The sequence below is a fragment of the Haematospirillum jordaniae genome (genome assembly GCF_001611975.1).
In the GTDB taxonomy this organism is placed as follows: Bacteria; Pseudomonadota; Alphaproteobacteria; order Rhodospirillales; family Rhodospirillaceae; genus Haematospirillum; species Haematospirillum jordaniae.
In genome coordinates, this window is sequence record NZ_CP014525.1 from 663,484 (window position 1) to 688,277 (window position 24,794).

20 protein-coding genes and 2 tRNA genes are annotated in these 24,794 nt (G+C 53.3%); 10 read left to right on the top strand and 12 right to left on the bottom strand.

All coding sequences use genetic code 11. The features are described from left to right. Positions 1 to 3 precede the first annotated feature (3 nt). Positions 4 to 936 carry a thioredoxin family protein gene (locus AY555_RS03305; protein ID WP_066133418.1) on the bottom strand — a complete coding sequence of 311 codons (933 nt, stop codon included), beginning with the start codon at positions 934 to 936 and terminating at the stop codon, positions 4 to 6. A gap of 197 nt (positions 937 to 1,133) precedes the next feature. Here AY555_RS03305 and AY555_RS03310 point away from each other — a divergent pair. After that, positions 1,134 to 1,208 (top strand) — tRNA-Gly (locus AY555_RS03310). Between the two features lie 150 nt (positions 1,209 to 1,358). Here AY555_RS03310 and AY555_RS03315 read toward each other — a convergent pair. The 4 genes from AY555_RS03315 to AY555_RS03330 form a co-directional block, all read right to left on the bottom strand. Beyond that, entirely contained in the window at positions 1,359 to 1,790 is a 432-nt protein-coding gene (locus AY555_RS03315) for a hypothetical protein (protein ID WP_156483283.1), read from the bottom strand. Then, positions 1,762 to 2,220 carry an SPASM domain-containing protein gene (locus tag AY555_RS03320; protein WP_066133424.1) on the bottom strand — a complete coding sequence of 153 codons (459 nt, stop codon included), beginning with the start codon at positions 2,218 to 2,220 and terminating at the stop codon, positions 1,762 to 1,764. The genes AY555_RS03315 and AY555_RS03320 overlap by 29 nt, the downstream gene beginning before the upstream one ends. 143 nt (positions 2,221 to 2,363) lie before the next feature. Further along, a complete protein-coding gene (locus tag AY555_RS03325; protein WP_066133427.1) occupies positions 2,364 to 3,410 on the bottom strand; it encodes an FkbM family methyltransferase in 1,047 nt (348 codons plus the stop codon). A 72-nt stretch (positions 3,411 to 3,482) separates the two neighbouring features. Continuing rightward, the gene (locus tag AY555_RS03330; protein ID WP_066133430.1) at positions 3,483 to 6,191 is read right to left on the bottom strand and encodes a hypothetical protein; all 2,709 of its coding nucleotides are present in this window, start codon (positions 6,189 to 6,191) and stop codon (positions 3,483 to 3,485) included. Between the two features lie 824 nt (positions 6,192 to 7,015). Between AY555_RS03330 and AY555_RS03340 the strand changes: the two genes are divergently transcribed. From AY555_RS03340 to AY555_RS03360, 5 genes are read left to right on the top strand one after another with little or no spacing between them, the layout of a single operon-like run. Continuing rightward, positions 7,016 to 8,368, top strand: coding sequence for a UDP-glucose dehydrogenase family protein (locus AY555_RS03340; RefSeq protein ID WP_066133436.1), 1,353 nt, complete (start codon positions 7,016 to 7,018; stop codon positions 8,366 to 8,368). An 18-nt stretch (positions 8,369 to 8,386) separates the two neighbouring features. Beyond that, entirely contained in the window at positions 8,387 to 9,400 is a 1,014-nt protein-coding gene (locus AY555_RS03345; RefSeq protein WP_066133438.1) for an NAD-dependent epimerase/dehydratase family protein, read from the top strand. 13 nt (positions 9,401 to 9,413) lie between these two features. After that, positions 9,414 to 10,628, top strand: coding sequence for a hypothetical protein (locus AY555_RS03350; protein WP_066133442.1), 1,215 nt, complete (start codon positions 9,414 to 9,416; stop codon positions 10,626 to 10,628). Then, on the top strand, positions 10,616 to 12,970 hold the full coding sequence (locus AY555_RS03355) for a hypothetical protein (protein WP_066133447.1): 2,355 nt from the start codon (positions 10,616 to 10,618) through the stop codon (positions 12,968 to 12,970). The genes AY555_RS03350 and AY555_RS03355 overlap by 13 nt, the downstream gene beginning before the upstream one ends. Further along, the gene (locus AY555_RS03360; protein ID WP_066133450.1) at positions 12,970 to 13,743 is read left to right on the top strand and encodes an HAD family hydrolase; all 774 of its coding nucleotides are present in this window, start codon (positions 12,970 to 12,972) and stop codon (positions 13,741 to 13,743) included. Before AY555_RS03355 ends, AY555_RS03360 begins: the two co-directional genes overlap by 1 nt. A gap of 348 nt (positions 13,744 to 14,091) precedes the next feature. On the opposite strand, the gene AY555_RS03365 is transcribed toward AY555_RS03360, so the two are convergent. The 5 genes from AY555_RS03365 to AY555_RS03385 form a co-directional block, all read right to left on the bottom strand. Further along, the gene (locus AY555_RS03365; RefSeq protein WP_066133454.1) at positions 14,092 to 14,847 is read right to left on the bottom strand and encodes a M48 family metallopeptidase; all 756 of its coding nucleotides are present in this window, start codon (positions 14,845 to 14,847) and stop codon (positions 14,092 to 14,094) included. A 3-nt stretch (positions 14,848 to 14,850) separates the two neighbouring features. Then, positions 14,851 to 15,333 carry a YcgN family cysteine cluster protein gene (locus AY555_RS03370; RefSeq protein ID WP_280648995.1) on the bottom strand — a complete coding sequence of 161 codons (483 nt, stop codon included), beginning with the start codon at positions 15,331 to 15,333 and terminating at the stop codon, positions 14,851 to 14,853. Further along, positions 15,323 to 16,576 carry a polyhydroxyalkanoate depolymerase gene (locus AY555_RS03375; protein WP_066133457.1) on the bottom strand — a complete coding sequence of 418 codons (1,254 nt, stop codon included), beginning with the start codon at positions 16,574 to 16,576 and terminating at the stop codon, positions 15,323 to 15,325. Before AY555_RS03375 ends, AY555_RS03370 begins: the two co-directional genes overlap by 11 nt. Before the next feature lie 367 nt (positions 16,577 to 16,943). Next, positions 16,944 to 17,534 carry an SCO family protein gene (locus AY555_RS03380; protein ID WP_245176946.1) on the bottom strand — a complete coding sequence of 197 codons (591 nt, stop codon included), beginning with the start codon at positions 17,532 to 17,534 and terminating at the stop codon, positions 16,944 to 16,946. A 33-nt stretch (positions 17,535 to 17,567) separates the two neighbouring features. Next, positions 17,568 to 18,353, bottom strand: a complete 786-nt coding sequence (locus AY555_RS03385; RefSeq protein WP_066136461.1) for a sulfite exporter TauE/SafE family protein — start codon at positions 18,351 to 18,353, stop codon at positions 17,568 to 17,570. 172 nt (positions 18,354 to 18,525) lie between these two features. On the opposite strand from AY555_RS03385, the gene AY555_RS03390 reads away from it, so the two are divergent. Beyond that, complete coding sequence (locus tag AY555_RS03390; protein ID WP_066133460.1) at positions 18,526 to 19,518, top strand: ankyrin repeat domain-containing protein; 993 nt, start codon at positions 18,526 to 18,528, stop codon at positions 19,516 to 19,518. 13 nt (positions 19,519 to 19,531) lie between these two features. On the opposite strand, the gene AY555_RS03395 is transcribed toward AY555_RS03390, so the two are convergent. Next, on the bottom strand, positions 19,532 to 20,224 hold the full coding sequence (locus tag AY555_RS03395) for a D-glycero-alpha-D-manno-heptose-1,7-bisphosphate 7-phosphatase (protein WP_245176947.1): 693 nt from the start codon (positions 20,222 to 20,224) through the stop codon (positions 19,532 to 19,534). Positions 20,225 to 20,233: 9 nt separating this feature from the next. Between AY555_RS03395 and AY555_RS03400 the strand changes: the two genes are divergently transcribed. Then, positions 20,234 to 20,309 (top strand) — tRNA-Thr (locus AY555_RS03400). Between the two features lie 341 nt (positions 20,310 to 20,650). After that, entirely contained in the window at positions 20,651 to 21,382 is a 732-nt protein-coding gene (locus AY555_RS03410) for a J domain-containing protein (protein WP_066133466.1), read from the top strand. 7 nt (positions 21,383 to 21,389) lie between these two features. Here the strand turns inward: AY555_RS03410 and AY555_RS03415 are convergent, their stop codons facing one another. After that, the gene (locus AY555_RS03415; protein WP_066133469.1) at positions 21,390 to 21,704 is read right to left on the bottom strand and encodes a 4a-hydroxytetrahydrobiopterin dehydratase; all 315 of its coding nucleotides are present in this window, start codon (positions 21,702 to 21,704) and stop codon (positions 21,390 to 21,392) included. A gap of 314 nt (positions 21,705 to 22,018) precedes the next feature. Between AY555_RS03415 and AY555_RS03420 the strand changes: the two genes are divergently transcribed. After that, positions 22,019 to 24,517: a Lon protease family protein gene (locus tag AY555_RS03420; RefSeq protein WP_082811835.1), complete on the top strand. Its 2,499-nt coding sequence runs from the start codon at positions 22,019 to 22,021 to the stop codon at positions 24,515 to 24,517. Positions 24,518 to 24,794: the final 277 nt, after the last annotated feature.

Sequence of the window (24,794 nt, forward strand, 5' to 3'; positions counted from 1 at the left end):
GTATCAGGAAAACAAAAGGGATGACAACTGCCTACGGGCATGAACAGTCACCGGGTCAGCATGGCCAAATGCCTCGAACAACTTGAGGAGCTGGTGCCGGGCCTGCTCATCATTCCAGGTCCGGTCCATGCGGATGATATCCAGCAGGGCATTTGCCGCGTCCTGTCTCCGGTCCGCAGCAACATAGGCCATAGCCAGATCATAGCGGGCCTGGTGATCACCAGGGCTTGCTGCAACGCGGGACTCCAGGTCATGCACCGCGCCCTCGCCGCGACCGGCCTCCTCGGCCAACTCCAAACGTGTCTGCGCAGCACGCATATCCGAAGATGACCGCATTGAATCCGGAACCTGTTCAAGAAAGGCGCGCGCTTCCACAACATTCCCCAGTGCCAGGCAACCGGTCACAATACCAGCCGCAGCGGCAGCACAGGATGGATCCTGTGTCAAAATTTGCTGATAAAGGGCCAATGAAGACTCAATATCCCCGGCTTCAACCAACACTTTTGCCTCCTCCAGAGCCATCTCCAACGGGTTATCGGCTCCGGAAAGACGCTTGATAAAAGCCTTGATTTGGCTCTCGGGTAAAGCCCCGACAAAACCATCCACAGGACGGCCATCACGAAAAGCATAAACCGCAGGAACAGACTGGATCCGGAACTGCGCAGCCAACGCACGGCTCTGGTCAATATTGACCTTGACCATACGCACCGCACCCTTTGCCTGATGAACAAGCTTCTCTAGCAACGGCCCTAGGGTCTTGCACGGCTCACACCACGGAGCCCAGAAGTCAACAAGGACCGGTGCATGGAACGAAGCATCAATAACATCGGCGACAAAACGGGCAGCATCGGTATCCTTGACAAGGGAACCTGCTTCACCGGAGGTAGTCCGGGCTGCGGTATGGCGCTGGTCCTGTCCGTCAAAAATAATCGCCATGGCTGATAAAATCCTGCTGTCAACGTGAAACCATCGTATAGATGGACCGAAGTAATCCGGCTGACAAGGGCACAACCATACCTGTTGCCTGATTCCGGGAAGAAAAAATGATTATCAGCCCAAAAAGTTCTTGCACAAGCAACAGCGAACCCGCTATATAGCGCCTCCACCCGACAGGAAAACATCCTGTCCGCCGAGCGGGCGTAGCTCAGGGGTAGAGCACAACCTTGCCAAGGTTGGGGTCGAGGGTTCGAATCCCTTCGCCCGCTCCATTTTCAAGAAAATATAGTTTTAAATTAAAATAAAAGATGCACGAGAGACGCACTCGCGCATGTGGCGCAGAGCACCATAGAACACACCCCAGATAGACTTCAAGTTACCCTGACCACAAAGACTTGGCAGTTCCGACAGAGTCTGATGAACTAGAATAGAACCTCAAAAGAATCCGGCAACACATTAAACTTTTTTGGAACCGCCGATCCAAGCTGGGCCAACAGGTACTTGTATCGACTCCTTGCGGCATCGCTAATGTGGAGAGTCACCTCCTTGACCAACCCATCATCAGCACAAACCTCTCGATAGTTGACAGGCTTAATGGCAGTCCTGTTGGCCATCAGCCAATCCAGATGACGATCAATAAGGTGGCCATTGGTGAAAATATTGAGACGGACAGCATCTAAGTCAGGATCATCAACAAAGCAACGCATAAACTTGAGCGCAGACGGAATGGCAAAAGGATCACCCCCCATGCAATCAACCGAGAGAGCATAAGGAAAGTACTCCCTACAGCGTTCATAGAGATTATTCAGAACCCACCGCCGGACCTCACGACGACGCGGAATCTGGATACACATGATACATGTCAATGTTGCACTGATAGCCAAAGAAGAAGAACTGACGGAGGGGAAGTGACTTCAGCTCTATTGCACGAGATTCAAATTCAGATTTTGCAAGATCAAAGTTCTGACGCTGCTTTTCAGACAAGTCAGGCGGAGCTTCAAAGTTAAAGTATGGAACGTCATCCTTGTCAGTCTGGTTCGAGAAGTAACCACACCCCTCACATCCGTACGAATCTGTTGTCTCACCCATTTGAATACGCCGAATGTACTGGATATCAGGATGGTTCCATACATCAAGAACGGAAGAATCGGCATTCTCAAGGCGATCCCAGAAAGGCATATTTCCATAGTAATAACAGCATGTCGAAACACTGTTATCAGGGGCCTGAACGTTCATCTCGTACCATGGAGCCGCGCAGCGCATTCCCACCCCCCCAGAGGTCATTCATGCACTTCATTACAATACATAATACGCTTCACATGAAAATAAATATTTATAATAACAATCGATTAATTATTGCATCTAAAACAATTATTAATGAAAATAATTAAACCTATGACTGGCCGCAATACGTATTACATACATCGCTACAGAGGCAGTTCTGTATAAAGTCGCTCCTTCGTCAGTCGCGTGCATAACTCTAGATATTCCTTGTAATCAACACTCCGACCATCCACACGCGGGATCACTGTGTTAATCATCTCGTCTACGATGCCCCTTTCCCCCAAGGCAAGCTCGATTGTCTCACGGTGATTAATCAGAAGCTCTACAGCGCAATCAGCCAGCCCACACACATCAAAAATAGCACACAACTTTAGAAGCTTTTGCGCATCAAAAGAATAGTCAGGCCATTTTTCTGCATAAAGTGGATCACCGAGGTCACGCACATACAGTGCTTCACCCCACAAGACCTGACCACGGCAAGTCTGCGCCGGTATGGGAAGAGCGAAACGTCGGGGCATGGCAGCACGAGAATAACGCCAGACATCCAAATCAAATAACGTAAACCCCCTATCACGTAGAAAAAGATCAATGTTAGAAAATAAATTGGCGTCTGGCCTGACGGCACCATGAAACTGGGCTTCAACTTGGATAGCCATCAGCCCCATGTTATCAATGAGATGAGTAGCCCCTTGCAAGACCTCAAAATCGCTACCATCCGTATCAATTTTCAGATAATCAACATCACTTATTTCTTCATCGCAGCAGTATTTATCTAATGAAATAAGAACATCACTTAGAACAACATCCTCATTGTTATTATAAGAATCCTTGATCCAATCAATACCAAGAAGAGAAAGAGCCCATTGAGCACTTACCCTCGGAAAAGGTTGGTTTGAACGAGAATCTGGAGATTCCCAATAACCACACGGGTACTTCTGGCGATACTCAGGACAACCAACAAAGGCAGCAAAATAACGATGATGCGCAGGGGCTATAGAATTAAGACGAGCAACCTCCGCAACCAACGGATCAAATCCCACAGCTTGCAACGCGTCACCAAAACAAGACCAAATTTTATCGATACCACCAGACGCACCAACGTCGAGCAACATAAAAGAACGGCGCAATAAGCCACGGTCCAGAAGGAACCTTGGCAGTCGAGCCTGATAATTAACATTACATAACGGCATGAAAATCTCCCTGTCAGGCTTGGAAATATCGCAATTGAGGAACTCAGGTATATAAATCAAAGCTTGTAGATATCAGGAAGCAGCTACAGACCCAGTCACAACCCGCTCGTTATGCCATTCTTCTCTTAAGCTTGCATTGATACGCCGAGCAATACCGGCTAATTGCGCCACCCCATCATCCTTGGCAACACTACGCCTGACAAAAAACCACACAGAGCTGGCAACCAGTGCACCTTCGTCCTCATAAACAAAGTGAGGCGCAGACAAATCTTCGGATTCTGCCGCATATCTGTCCAGCGTTGCTACGCTAATTCCCACTGGCGCTGCAGGCAACATTTCCAAGCCAAGACAGCTCATGCAAGACTGTGCAAACCCTGTATCTGACGCCAAACTGAGAGTAAAACGGTCATAAGATTCGGACATCCCCAGATCCATATGGCAGACAATCGCAACGATACCACCCATGCCAACCAAGTCAGCAAGCTCTGCAAGATACCCAAAGATCTCGTCAAGACCAGCTCCGCGACGGAAACGATCCTTAACAAGGGAAACCACAACCCCGTATGGAGCACCGCTCCTCGGGAGTGCAGGGAGAACGTGAATTCGGGAAGGCTCACACCACACTTTCTCAACGTGGGGGAAGTCGTGTGAACCATCCAAAACAACATCGACACGGTGGTAGTGGTTACTCAGAAAATGATGAATAGCATCCGCATGCTGCCCAACAATAACCAGCGAGCGTTGCCCCCCATCACCCCATCCCAAACGTTCCAAGACAGCAAGAACATGGCAACGGAACCAAATCCCGCGAGATCTGCGAAGAATATTTGCAGCAAATGCCCCTGTAAAATAATGCCTTGCAAAACGCAGGAAGTCAGGATCTTCCCAATCCTCAATGGCAGAAAGGCGTGAAGGATACCGTTCAGGATCCGATGCAGCACACAGAACTGGTACACTCACCCGATGGCGTAGCTGGACTGAATAACGGTCAGCGTCGACACGTTGCCGCAGGGCTGAAAGTTTTTCTTCATCAATATCTTGTGCTAACTTTGGATGCGTGGATAAGGTTAAAAGACCATCAGCCACCCTCAAGGCTTCCCTCCAAGATCTTGGCACAACCTCAGAACTCTCTACCATCTCATATAGTATCGTGGATAACCGTACAGCCTCCGTGATAGGTACGGGCTGACGCCGTCCCATAGCAGCCCTCAACCACCTCCCCAACTCCCGGGGATCACACCTTTCATCTGCGTTCTGTTCTGGAACAATAACGTATCCCTGTCGGACACGGGTGCTGAATGGCGTACGATTAACCGAGAGATGGCTATGAACCAACCCCTCGAAATGGTTATGCATGGCGTTGACAGCGATGATCCTTCGCAGGGGCTGCCCAGCAACATGAGCCCCCGCCTCGATGTCAACCAGCTGCAAAAACCCACGACGCACCGGAGCAACAGCATTCATGTCGGCAATCGACCACTTGCGCTGCCTATAGCCATCCTGTCCTCGGGAACACACCCCAAACTCAAAAACAAAGACATCAGCGTGCCGTAGCACCTGAGTATCGGCAACAACCTGAATGTTTTTACCTTTTTCTATATCAATGAGATGGGCCACGCTTTCCGCTACCCATACAGGATTGGATGCCCCCCCAGAAGCAACCATGGCATCACCAAACAGCTGGAGCAAAGAGGCTCCGGTACCAAACCAGCCGATAATATCCTGCGGAGCAATATTGATCAGGAGGTCCAGTAAATGGGGAACCGTATGCTCAACCGGATAGTCGAGACTATCATAAGTATCAAGTTCATAACGACTCTCAAAACAATGCGCAGGCATTCTGGGAAGAACGGCCTTCAATCCATCGATGAACAAAGTACTCCGTACGGAAGAAAGACAGAATTCCTCAAGCTCAATGCCGTTAAGTCCCCACGTTTCAGAACATGCAGGCACGTCAGCAACCGTAACATTATCAAAAAAACGCCGAAGGTCGTTCTCCGGACGCTGATGCCCGCTGTGAAAGGACCCAACAACACGAGTATGGCCGAGATGAAAACCACTTAAACAATCTGTAGCATCATGAACGTCACCAAAGTGAATCTGCATGCGCTTTGCAAAGTTTGAGTCTACATGCCAACCATGAATCATTTGTTCATTGAAGCCACCAACTGCAAAGAAGTCCTCCCTAGTAACCAGCTGGAAATCTCCGGGTGCATCAAATTGCACAGGATGAGGGCAACAAACAACTTCTTTCAGATGCAGATCAAGACCAAGCTGCTCCAGATCCTTGATAATCTGCCTCGGCTTGAAACGATCAAAGCACTCCCACAGAGTGTCAGGAACCTCAAATCTGGGTAAACAATAGTAGCCCCGCTCAAGACTGGAAAAGGCTTCAGATAGTGTGGCAAAAGGCCCACGTGGAATGAAAACCATGTCCGTATTTGTAGATAAAATCCAAGAATTTCGATGATTAGAGCGACGTACACCGACATTACGGGCTATAGGCTCTATTGCCATCAAATGCGTCTTGAGCCGAATATGTTCATGATCACGAGACCTGACCCGTATAATACGCAATTTCTTCCACACTGTGGGCGTAAGTGTATCCCTTATAGATTCGGGAAAGGTCGGCAGATCATCAGGCGTATTATAATCAACAAAAACGATCTCATCACCTAGATCACCCAGCATCTCTGCCAAGCAATTGAGGCTTATAGCGGCGCGCTTGTGCAAATTATAGCCATGAGAGTCATTGCGGCCATAGACAATGATCGATATCACAGCCCCCCCTTAATCCTTACTTAACAAACTGATAAGAGAAACATACGGACCTTGCCTTGATTAAAAGATAACGGCCCAAGCAAGGCTCCAAAATCCGGAACCTAGTGCGTGCAATATCCAAACCGGGTTCCAACAAATCAAGCCCGCTATAATCCGCTCCGGCTCGCACAAAATTCACGGCATCGGCCCCTATACTACAGCCTGATCTCCAAGACGCTCTTCCCATACCAGCGCGAGAAATCTGCAAAGCTTGGGATATGGGATTCAACAAAATATTTACACGGCTCAATCTCGTCAAAATAAGCTTCAGTACCAACCGACAAGCGCAAATGACGAATGTTGCAGGGTCGGAAATCCCAATAAGTGCACACGTTCTCGATATCATCAAGCATGGCAAACCTATAGAAAAAAACAGACCGCAAAAAATACACAACATAATCAATACGATCAATATCAATAAAAAATCGTATTTGGGCATATTATAAGAATGTCGGTTCCATTTAATCATGAAATACGATCTCATCACTATGTTAGCTTATATCACTATAACAAATAAATAATATCATTCTTATTCAAACAAAACTATTTGATAGAATCTCCGCATATGGTCATTGCACCAGACCATGAACAGATTTAATCTCTATTAATCAATGTATTTTTCCGTTTCTCAACGACATTATCACAACAAGATTGACCTTGAAGCTTTACTGATATGAACGGTCTCGGAAAAAAGGACAACGCACAAGAACAGACCTGATCAAGGCACAAACTGCGACTGCGCGTCAGTCTACTGGGGCGAATAGAACACATAGGGGCAAACAAATATGAACGTTTCCGTCATTGGCCTTGGCAAACTAGGGGCACCTTTGGCTGCTGTTCTTGCTGCTAAAGGTCATAATGTTATCGGCGTTGATCTCAATAACTGCACTGTGCAATCGATTAACAATGGCATAGCACCAGTTGATGAGCCTCAACTTCAGGACATGATCAACCGGGCACAGGGCCGACTGTCGGCAACAACCTGCTTCAGGATAGCAGCACTTGATTCAGATGTTACATGTATTATTGTTCCGACCCCCAGCGACACAAAGGGTGCCTTCTCAAATACTCATGTGCTGAATGCAATAAGAGAACTTGGCAACAATATACGATCCAAGTCCTCCTACCATGTCGTATGCATCACAAGTACAGTCATGCCGGGTTCATGTGATGGTGAAATCCGGTCTACACTTGAATCGGCTTCAGGGCGGCGCGTGGGCTTTGACATTGGCCTGTGCTACAGCCCGGAATTCATTGCCTTGGGCCGGGTTATCCACGACCTCATGCATCCCGATATGGTGCTGGTTGGAGAATCAGACCCCCGTGCCGGAGAAATTGTCTCTGATCTTATTCTTTCCGCCTGCACCGGAACACCTCCGGTGCAGCGTATGAATCTGGTCAATGCAGAACTCACAAAGATCACGGTCAATACATTTGTCACAACCAAGATTTCTTATGCGAACATGCTTTCAGATATCTGTGATCGCCTGCCGGGAGCCGATGTAAAAGTCCTGACCTCAGCCTTGGGTCTTGATAGCAGAATTGGCAGTAAATACCTGCAGGGCGCGACTGGCTATGGAGGCCCCTGCTTCCCGCGCGATAATATTGCATTTTCTTCCATGGCACGTGCCTTGGGTGCCAGTCCGCTTCTGGCTGAAGCAACAGAAACCATAAATCAGATGCAGCTGGACCGCATGGCTAACAAGATTACGACCTGCACAAGAAAGGGAGACACGGTCGCAGTCCTTGGCCTGTCCTATAAACCTGATACCAGCGTTGTGGAAGAAAGCCATGGTATCAAGCTGGCCCAAAAACTGGCTAAAACAGGGTTCAAGGTGCTCTGTCATGATCCAAAGGCCGGGTCAACCGCACAGGCTGTTCTGGGTCAAGATGCATGGATCGTCATATCTGCAGCTGAGGCTATCACTGCCGCCCAAACAATCGTGGTGATGACCCCCTGGCAAGAATACGGCACCCTCTCTCATGAACCTTTTCAACGCACCGGACGACCTGTGACCGTTATCGACCCGTGGAGAATCGTACCACATGCCATAGCCAAAGTCGCTCACATGGAAATACCCGGCCGAAACAACACATCATCAATGCTGAAGCATGATGAAACCGTTGTCACAGTCTGAAGACAGGAGGACCAGAGCGTGAAGTGCGTAACGACAGAAGATTCTGTTCTTGTAGCCGGTGGTGGCGGTTTCATTGGTGGTTTTCTGACCAAGAAACTGGTTGAGGCCGGAGCGCGCCATATCAGAGTCGTAGATATCAAGCCAAAAGAAACATGGTACCAACTGATTCCGGAAGCCGAGAATCTGCAACTGGACCTCCGCAACAGTGATGCAGCTCAACAGGCTGTTGCGGGAACCAGCAGGATATTCAATCTTGCTTGTGACATGGGCGGCATGGGGTTCATCGAGAATCACCGCGCCGATTGCATGGTCTCGGTTCTGATCAATACACACCTCCTGATGGCTGCCCGCAATCAGGATATCAAGGGTTACTTCTACGCATCATCAGCCTGCGTCTATAATGCTGAGAAACAGAAACAGGCCACTGTTGTCCCCCTTCGTGAAGACGATGCCTATCCTGCAATGCCGGAAGATGGTTATGGATGGGAGAAACTGTTTTCGGAACGAATGTGCCGACATTTCCGGGAAGATTACAAGATCCCCACGCAAGTAGCCCGCTTCCATAATGTTTATGGACCATACGGCACCTACGATGGTGGCCGGGAAAAAGCGCCAGCTGCTATCTGCCGCAAGGTTATTCAGGCAAAATTGAGCGGACACCATGAAATCGAGATTTGGGGTGATGGGGAGCAGACACGCAGCTTCATGTACATAGATGACTGCCTGCATGGCATAGACCTGATCACCTCCAGCCCTGTACATGATCCCCTTAATCTTGGATCTGACCAACTTGTAACCATCAACACACTTGTCGATATCGCCGAAGACATTGCCGGCATCAAACTGAAGCGCCGTTATGCCCTGAACGCACCGAAAGGGGTTCGAGGGCGCAACTCAGACAACACAAAGATCAAGGAGCTACTGGGCTGGGCCCCGTGCACACCGCTCCGTGAAGGACTGGAGATAACCTATCGGTGGATCCATGACCAAATGACGGCACCTGCAGAGAAAAAACATCCCGCTTATTGCTGACGGATAGAAAATCTTGGCCTCCGCCCCCCTGATTCTGGAACAGGCTCTGGCCCGAAGTATCGGAGAGGAATGGCATCCATGCTCCGGAACCCGATGGAACCATCCTCTTCTGGATGCGGTTGGGCCTGTCCTGTGTTCATTTGCACATTGGATTGCGTCACAGCATGACCCAAACCAACCCCTGTTCTGCATATTGCGTGAGGGACAACTGATCGGTCATCTGGTTCAAGCGCTGGGGATACCTGCGGTTCATGATATCAGCCTGAACCGCCGCCTATGCCTTAAGGCGGCGGTTCTCTCTGCCGAGGATGAAGAAGGTCTGTTGAATATCCTGACACGCGCTCGCAGACGCCCAATGATGGTCAAGGAAGCCATCATAGAGATGGAACTGCCGCACCCCCCGCTCCCTGGAAGCACACCACTAGTCGCCAATTCCCCTGAACTTGCAGCATTCCTTTCCTGGCTCCGGGAGCCAGGTCCAGCAGAAGCGCTGATAACCGCCACATCGGGTCTGCGCACACGTCTTCTTGCCTATCTTGAACGTATCGGGGCCTTGGACAACAGGCAGATTATCCTTGCAGACTTGGGCTATGCCACGAATATCCAGAATGCCCTGCAGAAAATTCTGCAGCATGAAAAGAAAGATATCACCACACTGGGGCTGTATCTTTTAACCACACCCGGTGCCAGCTGGACTATCCAGCGCGGTGGGACGGTGCGTTCATATTTGGCTCACCTAGGAAAGCCGGAATGGTTCACTCACCTGTTCACCCGAACACCAGAGCCACTCGAAACTCTATGCACGAATGTCGATGGCCCACTGATCGATTATACGGTCGACGGATTACCGGTACGGCTTCCATCCCTATTGCCATTGAAACAAACAAAAGCCGTCAAGCTTTTACAGGCAGCGCTGCTAACAGAGGCAAAAGCATCCTTGAGAATCCATGCAGCAGCAGCTCGGCTAAAACTGGCTCGCTTCCTTTCTTTACCCACTCTTGAAGAAACCGACATCTTGGCCCCATGGGTTTATGAAGAAACCCTGGACGCCAGCACACGACGACTAGCACCCGCTTCCGTCGGCAATCCATGGAATCTAGATCGCACCGCCATGCCATGGCCGGCTGGCGCAGCCCGTCAGGCAGGATGGACAGACGAACAACTGCTGTATGAAGCCAAAGCCCTTGCGCTCCCTGCACTTGGACCAGAAAACCAATGCTGTCCCTGATTCTTTATGGCCGCAATGACAATCATGGCCACAACCTTCACAAACGAGCCGCGATCAGCCTGAACTGCATGGCTGAACTCATGGCCGGAACAGATGATGAAATTCTATTCGTTGACTACAACACCCCCGATACCCTTCCCACGTTCCCAGAAGCGATTGCAGATACACTGACGACAGCAGCAAAAAGATACCTGCGGATACTAAGGGTACGCCCGCATCACCATGACCCCATCCGGAATAGGACCCACCTTAATGTATGTGAGCCCGTAGCCCGCAATGCAGCTCTGCGCCGGGCAAACCCTACCAATTCATGGGTTCTGTCCACCAACCCCGACATGGTGCTGGTACCACGCCCGGACAGGTGCCCCTTGTCCGAGATTGTGGCAACGCTCCCGGAAGCCTGTCATCACCTGCCACGCTTCGAGTTGCCACAGGCAATATGGGAAGAATGTGATCGCAGCGACCCGGCTGGCACCATTGCGTTTCTGGCAGAAAAAGGGGCACGCCTTCACCTGCATCATGTAGTCGAAGGCAGCCCACCTGCCCGCTTTGACAACCACGGAGATTTCCAGCTGATCCCACGTACAGCACTGGAAACGATCCACGGCTTTGATGAACGCATGCTCAATGGCTGGATTGTTGACTCAAATCTTGCGAAACGGTTGCTCATACACCTTGGTCCCCCACAAAGTCTGGAAACACGTCTGCTTGGCTTTCACTGTGACCATACCCGGGGTGGAGGAATTCTGCATGGGCATAACCATACAGAAAACGACTACTGGAGTTTCTATCGGGACATTACAGAGGACAAGCTCCCCCACCAGGCTGACAGCTGGGGATTGGCGAACACAGAACTGGAAGAAATACGGCTAAGGCACAGAACGTTCACTGTATCTGGCTTTCTGGCTAATGTCCTGCCACCGCCAGAACGCACCCCTACCTTTTCAACCTACCGGCCTGATTGCCCTGACATGGCAGGCTACGATCCCCACCATACCCTGCCTTTTCTGGTGGACCTTCTGGTACACCAGCCCCGCGACCGTCAATTGGCTTGGTTTGGTACCCGCACAGACATGCTTGGATTGGCACAAAGAGCTTGGAAAAATATGGCGTTCCAAGGTTCATTTGAAGCAAACAACAACATAGCACTGAAAACCGCCAATATCCTTGTCTTCGAATTTGGGCGGCCGGAAGAAACACAACAGCGTAGTCTGGCAGGATGGAGCCAAACCGACCTTGATGCACTGGCCCCTGTGCATGATACATTCCTGAGAATGGTGGATATCGAACAGGATCGCATATCCAAGGGATTAAGCCCACGTATGGTCATTACCATCAATGCTATTCATAACCGCTTCGAAACCATGGTCAATGCCTGCCTCAATAGTAGTCGCACACCTTTCAGTGGACGTGTCCGACATGGAACCGTCACACCCTCTGGTCAACTTCCCTTGCGGTTAACCCCCCACGACCTTGCGGCTTGGCTACAGACTCATATGCAGCGTGCACAACCTGTTCCCGTTACAGAAGCCGTGCGACTGTCCAGCGTGATTGAAGGAATCCTGAGGGGGTCACCAACCGCTTGGCAAGAAGACCTTGCAGGCCGTGCCGGAGAGGCGGTTCTGGCTGCTCTCTCATTTCCGCCACTGACCGAACGCTATCCGGAAGAGACCCTGTGCGCCGCACGCAACCGGGTTACAGAGCTACGTCCCTCAACCCGTCTGATATCACAGCTTGCCATCCCTCTGCTGACCAAGCGTCCTGGCCCCCTAGAAGCTCCCAGCCGACTGGCAGGAGCCGAAGACTGGGAGGATCGCACCTGGCTTGACCTGAATCGTCGTTATCTGTCAGGCACCTTTGCCGCCAATCTGTTCCGCCGCACCCAAGACACATTCAGCGCAGTCCATATTGCTGCCACGGCCCGTCACATTGGTGTGGCCGACCAAGACAAGAAAGCACTGGTCACAACTCTAATACCCCATTTACCGGATATCCTGAGCCGCCATATGAAGAAGGTCAGTCTTCTCGGTCATACGAAAGACCTCGACGGCATTCACATCCCAAACCGCATGAACGGGTTGGATAGATGTCCAGACCAAGAGGTCTTTGACTTAGTCATTACCAGACACACAGATACAGCCCAATTGGTAGCCCCCGGCGGTATACTGGTTGTCGTTCAGAACGTACGCCTAGACCAAGCCATACAGCCACCCGAACTGCTAGGGTGGACGCTTCTTGATCCGGCTCCGATCGGGGTTTCCACCCTGACACTGGACCTTATGGTTAATGATGACATGACCTTGGCCGCAACATGGTTCTTCCAGCGCAGTGACATACAGTAATGCCGGAATACAAGGCAACATCCCTCAAAGACCTGCGCCGCGACGCACTCTCGGACTCCATCCAAGCCGTGTCTTTCGATCTGTTCGACACACTTCTGTTGCGCCGCTGTCAGCCTGAACTTTCACGTCTTGGCGACATTGCCGCCGCTCAGGCAAAAGCATTGTCCATCAGCTTCGTAATCAAGGCAGAAGCTCTGTACAAGGCCCGACTGAGAATCCAGAAGGATGCCTTTGAACGGGTCCAACATGGAAAGAGTGCTGAGGTGACACATGCCGAAATGATCCGCTCGCTGCGACGACAGTGCAACCTGCCACCTGAGGCAGACCATATTCTGGCCAAGGCCGAGATAGAGTGGGAATGCAGGGCTGTAAAAGCAAACCGCGAACTGGCCACACTTTGTACCGACATTATGGCCCACAAGCCTGTTATTCTAACGTCAGACATGTATCTGCCGGAAAAAGCCCTGCGCACCATACTTCAGCAACAAATTCCAAGGCTTGCATCACTCCCCTTGGTTGTCAGCGCCGACAGAGCAGCAACAAAACGTAGCGGAAAGCTGTTCCATTGGCTGATAAAGCACCTTGGCGTACCGTCCTCAGCAATCCTGCATACAGGCGACAACATGCACTCCGATGTACGCATGGCTGCGATGGCAGGTCTGGAAGCACGCTGGCTGCCACGCTCCCACATGTATCGAGCTACCCTTGCACTCCGCGATACATGGACACGAAAGCGCCTGCGCCAACGAGGCTGGATTGGCAGAATTAACTAATATGATTAATATAAGTTCCAAAAAATTTGGTAATATTTATCGCGAATGAATGAAAAAATTTTATTTTTGTGAATATCCTGATGTTGATGAGAAATATACCAAGTGAATTAATACGCTCCAATATTATGGTAATACATCCAATAAATTAGGCACAGTGCTGATCACCAGAAGATAACGGTCGCAGCAATGCCAATTGGGCACATGAAGGTGTAAGCGCATCGGTCGTATCGGAAAGCCAAAAGTGATGCTCGGATATGATGAGCTCCGCTGTGATAGAGAGGCTAAAGTATATTTGCAAGAACAGAGAAACCCCTTGTATGCGTCCTGAGCCTAGGCACAAGAACTCAATCAGACAGGGCCCGTATGGCATGATCCATACCGGAGAAGGCTGGACCCGTTGCAGCGCAGCCAGTCGCGTTCAGCACGGCAGGGGCCAACCAAACTATCCACCACTGACCAGAACTGCCGCGAATGATTCATTTCCACCAAATGCGCAACCTCGTGCGCAACAACGTAGGTTAGCACCTTGTCTGGTGCCAAGATCAGGCGCCATGAAAAAGACAGATCCCCCGTAACCGAGCAACTTCCCCAGCGTGTACGGGTATCACGTACAGTCACCGACCGCACACGCTGGTCGACACGCTCGGCCATGACACAGGCGCGTAACCGGACCTCCCGAAGGGCATACTGGCGCAACCAGTCCCGAAGGCGGTTGGCAGGCGACATAACAGGGCCGGTCACAATAATCCGTCCTTCCTCCAGAACAATACCCCGCCGTCCTTCAGGGCGTATACACAGGGTCCGGGGAATTCCCAGCACCGGAATGACCTGCCCATCCGTAAAGGGGATAGAGGGGGAAACACAGCGCAATCTCTGCCGGATCCAGCTCACATGATCCGAAACAAAGCCCATAAGCTGGCGACGGGAGATCCGCGGGGGATGTGTTACCACAACCGTGGAATGATCCGGCTCAAGACGCAGGGTCAGATTGACCGCCCGAACCAAAGGGCGGAAGCGAACGACCAGCCTGTCTCCGTCCACCTCAACAAAAGCCTCCGGACATTGCAGGGCCGAAGCACGCCCCTTCACAGACACATGCCCCATGCCCTACAGATCCGGCCAGTCAACGATATGATGCTCTAGGGGACCCGCCCGCCGCTCCGACACCACACGACCACGAACACTGACGCCGGCTTCGTGCACACTGTTGGGATCACCCGATACCAGCGGATGCCACCAAGGGAGATCCTTCCCTTCGTGTATCAGGCGATAGGCGCAGGAGCGTGGCAACCAAGTATGGCGGCTGATGAACTGGGGAAACAGCTGAACGCAATCCGGCACAAAGTCAAAGCGTCGCTCGTAGTTTGAACATCGGCACGACCCCGGATCCAGAAGATGGCAGGCCACGTTGGTGTTATGAATAGCCCCGGGCATTCCGTCAGCTTCATCCTCATCCTGCAGCTTGTGCAGGCAACATTTACCGCAACCATCACACAGGGATTCCCACTCTTCGCGGGTCATCTCCTCAAGTGACTTGCTCTTCCAGAATGGCTCGGACCCAACAACAGGGGATACCGCATCACAGGACACGGCGGTGTGTCTGCTCTTTCTCTGCAAAACGGAAGAACTCTCGGACATGGGGCAAAATTTCCTCGCGCCAACGGCGCCCGTTGAAAATACCGTAATGCCCCACTTTGAGAGCATAATGATGAAGGTGCAAGCGTTCCGGAATATTACAGCACAGATCGTGGGCAGCCTTGGTCTGGCCAGCACCGGTGATATCGTCCTTCTCACCCTCAACGGTCATCAGCGCCACATCGGTAATAGCCTCGGGCCGAACAGGACGCCCGGCAATAATCATTTGCCCCTGTGGCAGGGAATGCTTCTGGAAAACCTCGCGGATCGTCTCCAGATAAAACTCAGCCGGCAGATCCATGACGGACAGATATTCATCATAGAACTCGCGGTGCTTTTCCGCAGAGTCCCCGTCACCACGGATCAAGTGACCAAAATAAGTTGCATGGGCGTCCGCGTGACGCTCCAGATTCATGGACAGGAATCCCGAAAGTTGGAGGAAGCCCGGATACACCAAACGGCCCCGACCGGGATAGCCGGCAGGAACGGCGTGAACAACTTTTGTCTCGAACCAGCTGATCTCGCGGGTTAATGCAAACTGGTTCACTTCTGTCGGGTTACACCGCGTATCAATAGGGCCTCCCATCATCACCATGGAAAGGGGACGATTGGGATCATTATCCTCGGCCATCAGCGACACAACGGCCAGCATCGGCACACTGGGCTGGCAAACCCCCATGGTATGAACCCCTGGCCCAAGGTAGGCCAGAAAACGTCGCAGATAACTGACATAGTCACTTAAGGTGAATGGTCCCTCGGACAAGGGGATGTCACGGGCATTGATCCAGTCCGTGATGTAAATATCGTGATCGGGTAACATGGCTTCCACCGTGCCACGCAGCAAAGTGGCATAGTGACCGGACATCGGCGCGATAATCAGAACCTTGGGATCGTCTTTCCGTGCACAATCGCGGGCAAAATGCAGCAAGTCACAGAACGGCAGGCGCATGACAACTTCCTCATGCACGGCCACCGTACCGGCACAGTCAGTATGCGTTGTCAGCAAGCCAAATTCCGGCTTCAGGTACTGACGGGTCATCCGTTCAAACAGATCCGCCCCGGCGACTAGGGATTTTGCAGCATGCGTATAGGAAAAGGGCAAGAGGGGGTTGGAGAACAGCACATGCACGGCTTGCGCAACCATACGCATCGGAGCCAGGGCGGCATGCTGCATTTCATGAATCTGGTAGAGTGGCATGTTGCAAACACCCTCTGTCGAAGCCGGCAACCCCGCCACGTCCCTGAACAAACGGAATTCAGATTCAGGCGGGACACGATCCTACAGGATAATCCCGGACACACTGCCTGACCCGCAGGCAGCCCGGTAAAACCGCGTGGACCACCCAATGTTGGCCACTTGGGTCCCGGATGCAAGCATACAAAAGCACCGGAACAAGACGGTAAAACAAAAAAATGGTTGTATACACCATATTCAGCCCATCACGGCCGGTTCAGCAAGGCCCGTCCCACAACAACAGACACCTGCCCGAAAGAAAAGAAGGGCGGGAACCGGGATTATAGGCCTCTCGTCCATACAGACACATCGCAGGGCACGCCTTGTCCTGTCAGAGAAGACGGGCAAGACCGGCTGCCATCTCCTCTGCAGACAGACCGTGTGCAAACCACGTCACGTAGCGACCATCCGGCCCCATAAGCCAGGTCATGGCCGAGTGATCAACCAGATAATCATCCGCAGTCCGACCAGATTCCGGGGCTTTCCGATAATAAACCCGATAGGCCTTGGCAGCAGCAGCAACCTGCTCTTCCGTTCCTGTCAGCCCGATCATGGACGGATCAAATGCCTGAACATAGGCCCCCACCGCCTCGGGCGTGTCGCGCTGTGGATCAACACTGATAAACAAGGGCTGGACCTTTTCAGCCTTTGCAGACGGCAAAAGCTGCAGCGCCTGGCTTATAGTCTGCAGCCCTGTCGGGCATACATCCGGGCAATAGGTATAGCCGAAGTACACCAGCATCCACCGGCCTCGAAAATCCTGATCCGTCACAGTCTTCCCCTGTCCGTCAACCAGGGTAAAAGGCCCGCCGGGGGATGGTGGAGAAGTCTCTGGCTGCAACAGCGTAAACCGCCCGACCAAAGCCAATACAATAGCGATCAGGACAACAGCCGTATAACGAACAACCTTCAACATACGCATCGTCAGCTTTCCACAAAACACGTAAGAGCAACCTTAAAAAGGAAGCTGAATACCCTCGCCGGAAAGAGAGCGAAAGGCCAGCCAGAACAGCACAACGGCATTCAAGATCATCAACACAGGGGCCCAGATCCGTACAAGCTGCTTCCAGCGCATGCCCGCGCAATATCCGGCCAGACCTGTCATGAAAAGGCCTGGAACCGTTCCCATGGCAAACAGAAACATGCCAGCAGCACCTACGATGGGGTCTGCTGTGGACAATACCGCAGCCAAAGCCGCATACAGCAGGCCACACGGCATAAATCCAAGAACAATCCCCAAGGCATAACCCCGCAAACCCTGCGGCGCCATAAACAGACGGTCCAGAAAACCGGACAAGAACCCCGTAACCAGAGCACCCGAAGAAACCGGTACCAGAGACACACGCATCCGGGGCAAGGCCTGCCCAAGGAACAAAAAGCCTGCCACCATCAGAAGAACAGCAGATACCCAACCCGGAACAGAAGTCGGAACTACATAGCCAGCCAGACCGGAGCCAGCTGCACCCAATGCCGTATAGGTGGTCGCCCGCCCCAGATGATAGGGCAACAGCGCCGCACCGGTCAGGCGGTGCCATTCGCGCATCTGCGATACAGGGATCTGCTCCAAGCCCGAAGCAACCTGCGACAGGACAAAAGGCCCGCACATGCCAACACAATGGGTCAGGCCACCTGCCAACCCTGCCATGAACAACCCGCCCATCAGGCCGGCATGACCGGAAATCACGACCGAACAATGCGCAACCCCACCGTACAGGACAGACAGGATATCAGGTCCGCTCACAACCACCTCCAACCCCGGCTTGCTGTCATCGTTACGGCAACACAGGGTGTTGTGTCGCACAGCCTGTATCCGGCATCAACCCCCAAGGAATTGCCACATTCCTTGACAAAACCTCGTACAGGATGCATGCCCGGAGCCTGCAAGAACCACTTCTGTGGAGAGTCCCCGAAACATGTTTCGTCGTCCTGTCATGACCGGAATACACGTTGCGCTTACTGCGACCCTGATGCTCTGCCTGCTGCCGGTGGCTGTTCACGCCGAACGGTCGGCAAGCGAAAAAGCGATTCAACGATGGCACGAGCGACAGGAACAAGACCGCTGGTTCCGGACGACCGAGCCTAGGAACAACACGTTGCGACTTGGCACCACGGGGACAGAAAGCTACACCCCAAGCCCTGGCATACCTCGGGAAAGCATGTTTGAGAGAGCGATCAGAGAAAAGGAACAACAACGGGAACAGGAATCCCAGAAAGAATATCAAGAATACGTTGAACGGGAACGGGACTATCGGGAACAACTGAAAAAGGAGAGCCAGATAGACGACACGCGCCCCCTCTCTGGCTACACACCCTCTTGGCCACCACAGGGCCTGCCACCTGATCCGGGAGCATGGGGGCCCCAAGAGCATGAATTCCCAGGATCTTTACGGAACGAGAGTGCCCTCCCTCTTCAGATAGCCGACATAGACCTGCCACTGGAAGCGCCCATTATTGGCGTCATGGTGTCCAGAAACTGGCCCGAGATGAAACGGATGTTTCTTGGAGGAACCAGCCCGGATACCCTCAGCCGCAACAGGGAGCCCCTGATCGTCCTGGCAACGCGTCGGGATCTGGACGCTGCGGTCGACCTTCTCCTCCAGAACAAGGCCCGGATCAATGCGGCCGACTCCTTTGGCAATACAGCCCTTATGTGGGCTGCTGATCAGGGCAACCTGACCCTTGCCAAGAAACTGCTTGATGCCGGCGCCAACCCTGACCTGCAAAATCGCCAAGGAATGAATGCATTGATGCGGGCTGCACGCCGTGGGAACGCTCCTGTCGTCGAGCTTCTCCTGCAAAGGGGGGTCGATACAGGCATGACAGACTACACCGGTCGTGATGCCCTCGACATGGCCCGGGAAAGCGGCAACACCCGTACTCTCCGTGCCCTGGAAGGAGCATCCTGACGCGGCGCCGGGATCATGACGACTCGCGGGCCAGAATCAAACGGGCCGCGTCCAGCAAATGGTCCGCCACCAGGTCGGGCCGACAAGATTGTTCCGCCTCCGTCACAATTCCCTTGCCGGTACGGACCAGAACTGTTCCGGCCCCGACAGCCTGACCAAGGCCAATATCAGCCGCCTTGTCGCCAATCATCCATGACGCAGACGGATCAAATCCCAACGTGCGGGAAGCCTCCAGCGCCAGACCCGGCATAGGCTTCCGGCACATGCATTCATCTGATGGACCGTGGGGGCAGAAAAAATACCCATCAATAACAATGTTCTCCAAGGCTAGGATTGCATCAAGACGGGCATGGATATCGGACAGCAGGGCCGGAGTAAGCAACCCGCGGGCAATACCAGACTGGTTGGTCAGCACAACAAAGCGAAAACCAACCCCGGCAAGAGCCTTCAGTCCAGCCACAGCGTGCTGTTCCAGACAGAGATCATCCGGATCGGACAGGTAATGAACGTCAACATTCAACGTTCCATCGCGGTCCAGCATGATATAACGGGCAGCCACAGCGCGTCCTTTCGGAAAATCTCCACAACCAGCCCCTTGCAAAACCGGAATGGCGGCACTATTGTGCGCGCCTTGGCGATGCTTCGGGTCAAAATCCCGCATCCTGGGATGTATGGGATAGCCCATCCGCCCCGAAACAGGAAGCATGGAGCGTATGCCGCAGTAGCTCAGCTGGTAGAGCAACGCATTCGTAATGCGTGGGTCGGGGGTTCAAGTCCCTTCTGCGGCACCATCTTCATCCTGCCAAGTCCGGAAACATGCCTCTGAATTCATATGTAGTGACGGTAACAGAGATTGCACGCACCGAATCCAGAATAAGCACGCCCTGTCGGCCGCACGCCTGAACCATCACCAGAGACAAACCTCCAAACCACACCCTATGACCGGCATTGTTGACCTGCCGGCTACACATGGCCGCACGGTTCAATACATTTCTTGCGCAGCCTTGACTACAAGGGCAGATTGCATACAGCATGACAGAGGTTTCTGTGATTGCTGAACCGGGACGTTGCCTCCTTGCTATTCCTATGTATGCCGCCCGGCGGGGCCATTCGAGCGCACCAGGATTAACCCATGCCTGAGATCAAGCAGTCCTACACCCTGTCCTGCCCATCGGACTTCCGGGATTCCATTCTTGCCTTGGCCCACAGACGACGCGTCAATGCCGCCGACGTGGCCCGGTCCGTCATGCTAGTCGTTCCTGAACACGTTATTGAATCCTTTGCAGACCCAGGGGAACCTGTCCGGGATGACCGTGAAACGGTGGTGCTGAAGTCTGGACGGGCCGAAGGCCGCCCCTGGCGGCGCAAGCCACGTTTGCAGGTTCGCCTCCCATCGGGGCTGGAGATTCCTTTCATACGCAAAGCCCTCAATCTAGCGCTTGCCTTGGACTATGGGGCTTTACAGCTGAAACTGGGACCAGCGGAAAAAGAAGCTCCGCCACCACCACCTCCTCCTCCCCCCGTGCCACCTCCCGAACCGGTACCATCCGTCAGCACCCTGCATAACGAAGAATCGCGCGATTACGATGCTGAAAGGCGCGAACTTCACGACGAGCTGGAGCAGCTTCGTGCAACCGTCAGCGTCCTCGCCTTCGACCCTATTCCCGGGGGCATCACATCACGGGCTGAGGCCCTGCACGTTCTGGGGTTCCCGCCTTACTCCGACCCTGACGCCCGCATGATCAGGCTGCGCTTCCGTATGCTGGCCACGGTCCACCACCCGGACAACCCGTACGGAAGTCATAGCCGGATGAGTCAGCTCAATGCAGCCATGGATCTCCTGCGCAAGGCACGCCCACATTGAAACACGTTCAGATACCGGAACGAACCCCGGATTCCAACGCCAGCTGGTCAATCCGGAGAGCAAGATCGACATCACGCTCGCTCAACCCACCGGCATCGTGGGTGGACAGAGTTATTTCGACACGGTTCCAGACATTGAACCACTCAGGATGATGGTTGATCGCCTCGGCAGCCAGAGCAACCCGGCTCATGAAACCAAAAGCTTGGCTAAAGTCGGAAAACACCAGACTGCGGAACAGGGCATCGCGACCAGGTACCATACGCCACAGCGGAAGCTGCTGCCCCAGTTCAGCCCTGCGGCTCGTTGTCAGAGGAACGACCATTTTTCTTTCCTCTCTTCGCCTGAAATGCCAGACACGGCATCACCAAGACAAAATGGCATAGCCCAAGAAACACACGAACCACGGCATGCTACAAGGATCTACATGTCCGTACAGGAACAAAAAAGCACAGCCTTATATTTCTCTGCCGTCGTCCCGGACCGGAATACTGATGCACAACTGGCAAAGATCTTGGAAACTTGGTGCCCCATGTCACCGTTTGCACAGCCGGTCTCTGTCCCGCATTGTTCAATGATGACATGGGGCGGGTCAAGCCAACACCCTGATCCGTCTGCCTGCTCCTCTCAAGGGATGCCATGATGCCGCCTGCCAGGACCCTCGTCACATCTCTTGATCCAGAGATACTGCGCCGTACAGTACACCCGGCAGAAATCCCCTTTGCGATTTCATCCGACCTTCCCCCCAGCCATGAAGAAACGCTTCATCCCGTCGGCCAATCCCGCGCCGTTGAGGCCGTACACTTTGCAATCAGCATGTCTGCCCTAGGCTATAATTTGTTCTGTATGGGTCCGGAAGGTACAGGAAAAGCAAGCCTTATCCGGCGATTTGTAGGAGAAGCCGCAGCATCAAGACCACCCGCACGGGACTGGTGTTATGTGTATAATTTTGAAGACAGCTACAGGCCAAAGGCACTGGGACTACCGGCAGGTCGGGCTAGGGCATTTGCAAAAGCCATGGCAGCTCTTGTGGAGGAACTGCGTCATGCCCTTCCCGCAGCCTTTGAAACCGAGGACTATCACAGCCGCCAGCGCAACATCGAAGAGGATTTCCGCCAGCGCCGTGAAACAGCCCTAGACGAGCACCGCCGGGCCGCAGAGGCCGATGGCATTGCCTTGGTTCGCACACCGATGGGCCTGACCCTAGCACCAGAGCGAAATGGAGAGGCACTGGGGCCGGATGACTTCAGCCATCTGCCCGAAGACGAGCAGAAAGCCCTGAAGGAAACAATCAGCCGCCTGCAGGATGCCCTAGAAGAAACCGTACGACGGATACCACAGTGGGAACGCGAAAAACGCGAGCAAGGCCGCATCCTAGACCACGAGCTGACCGGATCTGTCCTGGATCGTGAAATGGCTTCCATCCGGGACGCGTTTTCCGGCGATGACTGCCATGAGGCCATGGAATATCTTGATGCCGTGCGGGCCGATATTCTAGAGAACAGCGTTCTGTTCCTCCCGGACGGGGACGAGGATGACGACGAGAACGTACCCGCCATGATCCGCAAGGCCGGTGATGATCTCCGTTTCAGGCGCTATCACGTCAACGTCCTGATTGACCACGGGGATGCCACCGGGGCTCCGCTGATCATCGAGGATCACCCGACACAGCCCGGCCTAGTGGGCCGTATTGAATACCGCCAACATCTGGGAACCCTGAGCACCGATTTCCACCTGCTGCGCCCCGGCGCCCTGCACCGGGCCAACGGTGGTTTCTTGGTCATGGAAGCACGGAAGTTGATGGCCAACCCCTTTGCCTGGGAAGACCTGAAGCGGTCCCTGCGCAACCGGGAAATCCGGATCGAAGCCCCCGGAACATCGTGGGGCATCATGTCAACGCAGAGCATGGAACCCGAACCCATTCCCCTGAACCTGAAGGTGGTCCTTCTGGGAGAACCGGCCCTTTATTACCTGCTGGCAGAAAGCGATCCTGATTTCCGTGAGCTGTTCAAGGTTGTGGCCGACTTTGATACCGTCTTCCCCCGCGAACCACGAACCATACGCGCCATGTCCCTTCTTCTGGCCGAAATAGGGCAACGCAAGAACCTTCCTCCCTTGGAAGCCGAAGCGGTGGCCTGCATCATCGAGCATGGCAGCCGTCTGGCAGAAGATGCCGGGAAGCTGACCGCCAGTGTGGGGGCGTTGACCGACTTGCTGCGTGAAGCGGCATGGGTTGCCGGGCAGGAGACGTGCAAGACCGTACAGGCCAAACACGTCAGAAAAGCCATACAGGCCCAGCGCCGTCGGTCAGACCGTATCCCTGTTGCCATGCAGGAAGATATTACCCGCAACACCATTACCATCCAGACCGATGGATCGGCAGTCGGGCAAGTCAACGGCCTTGCTATCATCGGTATAGGAACGGAAGAGTTCGGCAAGCCATCACGCATTACAGCCAGGGTTCGGGTGGGGCGCGGTGATTTTGATGATATCGAGCGGGAAGTTGACCTGGGAGGACCAACCCACTCCAAGGGCATGCTGATCCTGTCCTCATTCCTGCGCAGCCGGTTCGGGAATGACGGGCCGATCCTGTTCTCGGCCAGCATTACCTTTGAGCAATCCTATGGCATGATCGACGGCGATTCTGCTTCCTCCACGGAACTGTATGCGCTTTTGTCCGCTCTGGCCGATACGCCTGTTGACCAAGGTAAAGCGGTGACCGGATCGGTTGACCAGTTCGGCGCTGTTCAGGCCGTTGGCGGCATCAACGAAAAGATCGAGGGCTTCTTTGACCTCTGCGAGGCCCGCGGCCTGACAGGACGACAGGGCGTGATTATCCCGCAAACCAACATCATCAACCTGATGCTGCGTGAAGATGTTGTTGATGCCTGCCGCCGACAGATGTTCCACGTGTGGCCGATCACACATGTCGATGACGGGATTGCCCTTCTTACCGGCCTCACTGCCGGTGAACAGGACAGCACGACCGGCCAATGGACACCAGGCAGCATAAACCGCCGTATAGCATCACGCCTGAAAACATTCGCACGGATTGCGGCACAGGAAGCCGATGGCAACAGTGACAGCACGGGATCATGGGGCGGAGCACAGGGAACCGCCGGCGACCGACGGCCCTGATGACAGCACAGCAGACACCACCATCAAAATCAGCCCGGATACGGACAGCAAGACGGAACACTTTCCGCATAAGCTGACTGCGGCGATGGCCTTGCCATCCATACCGCCCCTATGGCAGGAAACATGCGTCGGTATACTTCCCCTCCACGACCGGAAGAGAGTAACATGCGACGCCGCCATCTGCGGCAACACGGGTACTTGGCTGCTTGGATTTGTGGTCATCGAAAGACAGAAATGCCCTGTCCCCGTTCTGTAATTTTTGCCCTGCTGTACAAGG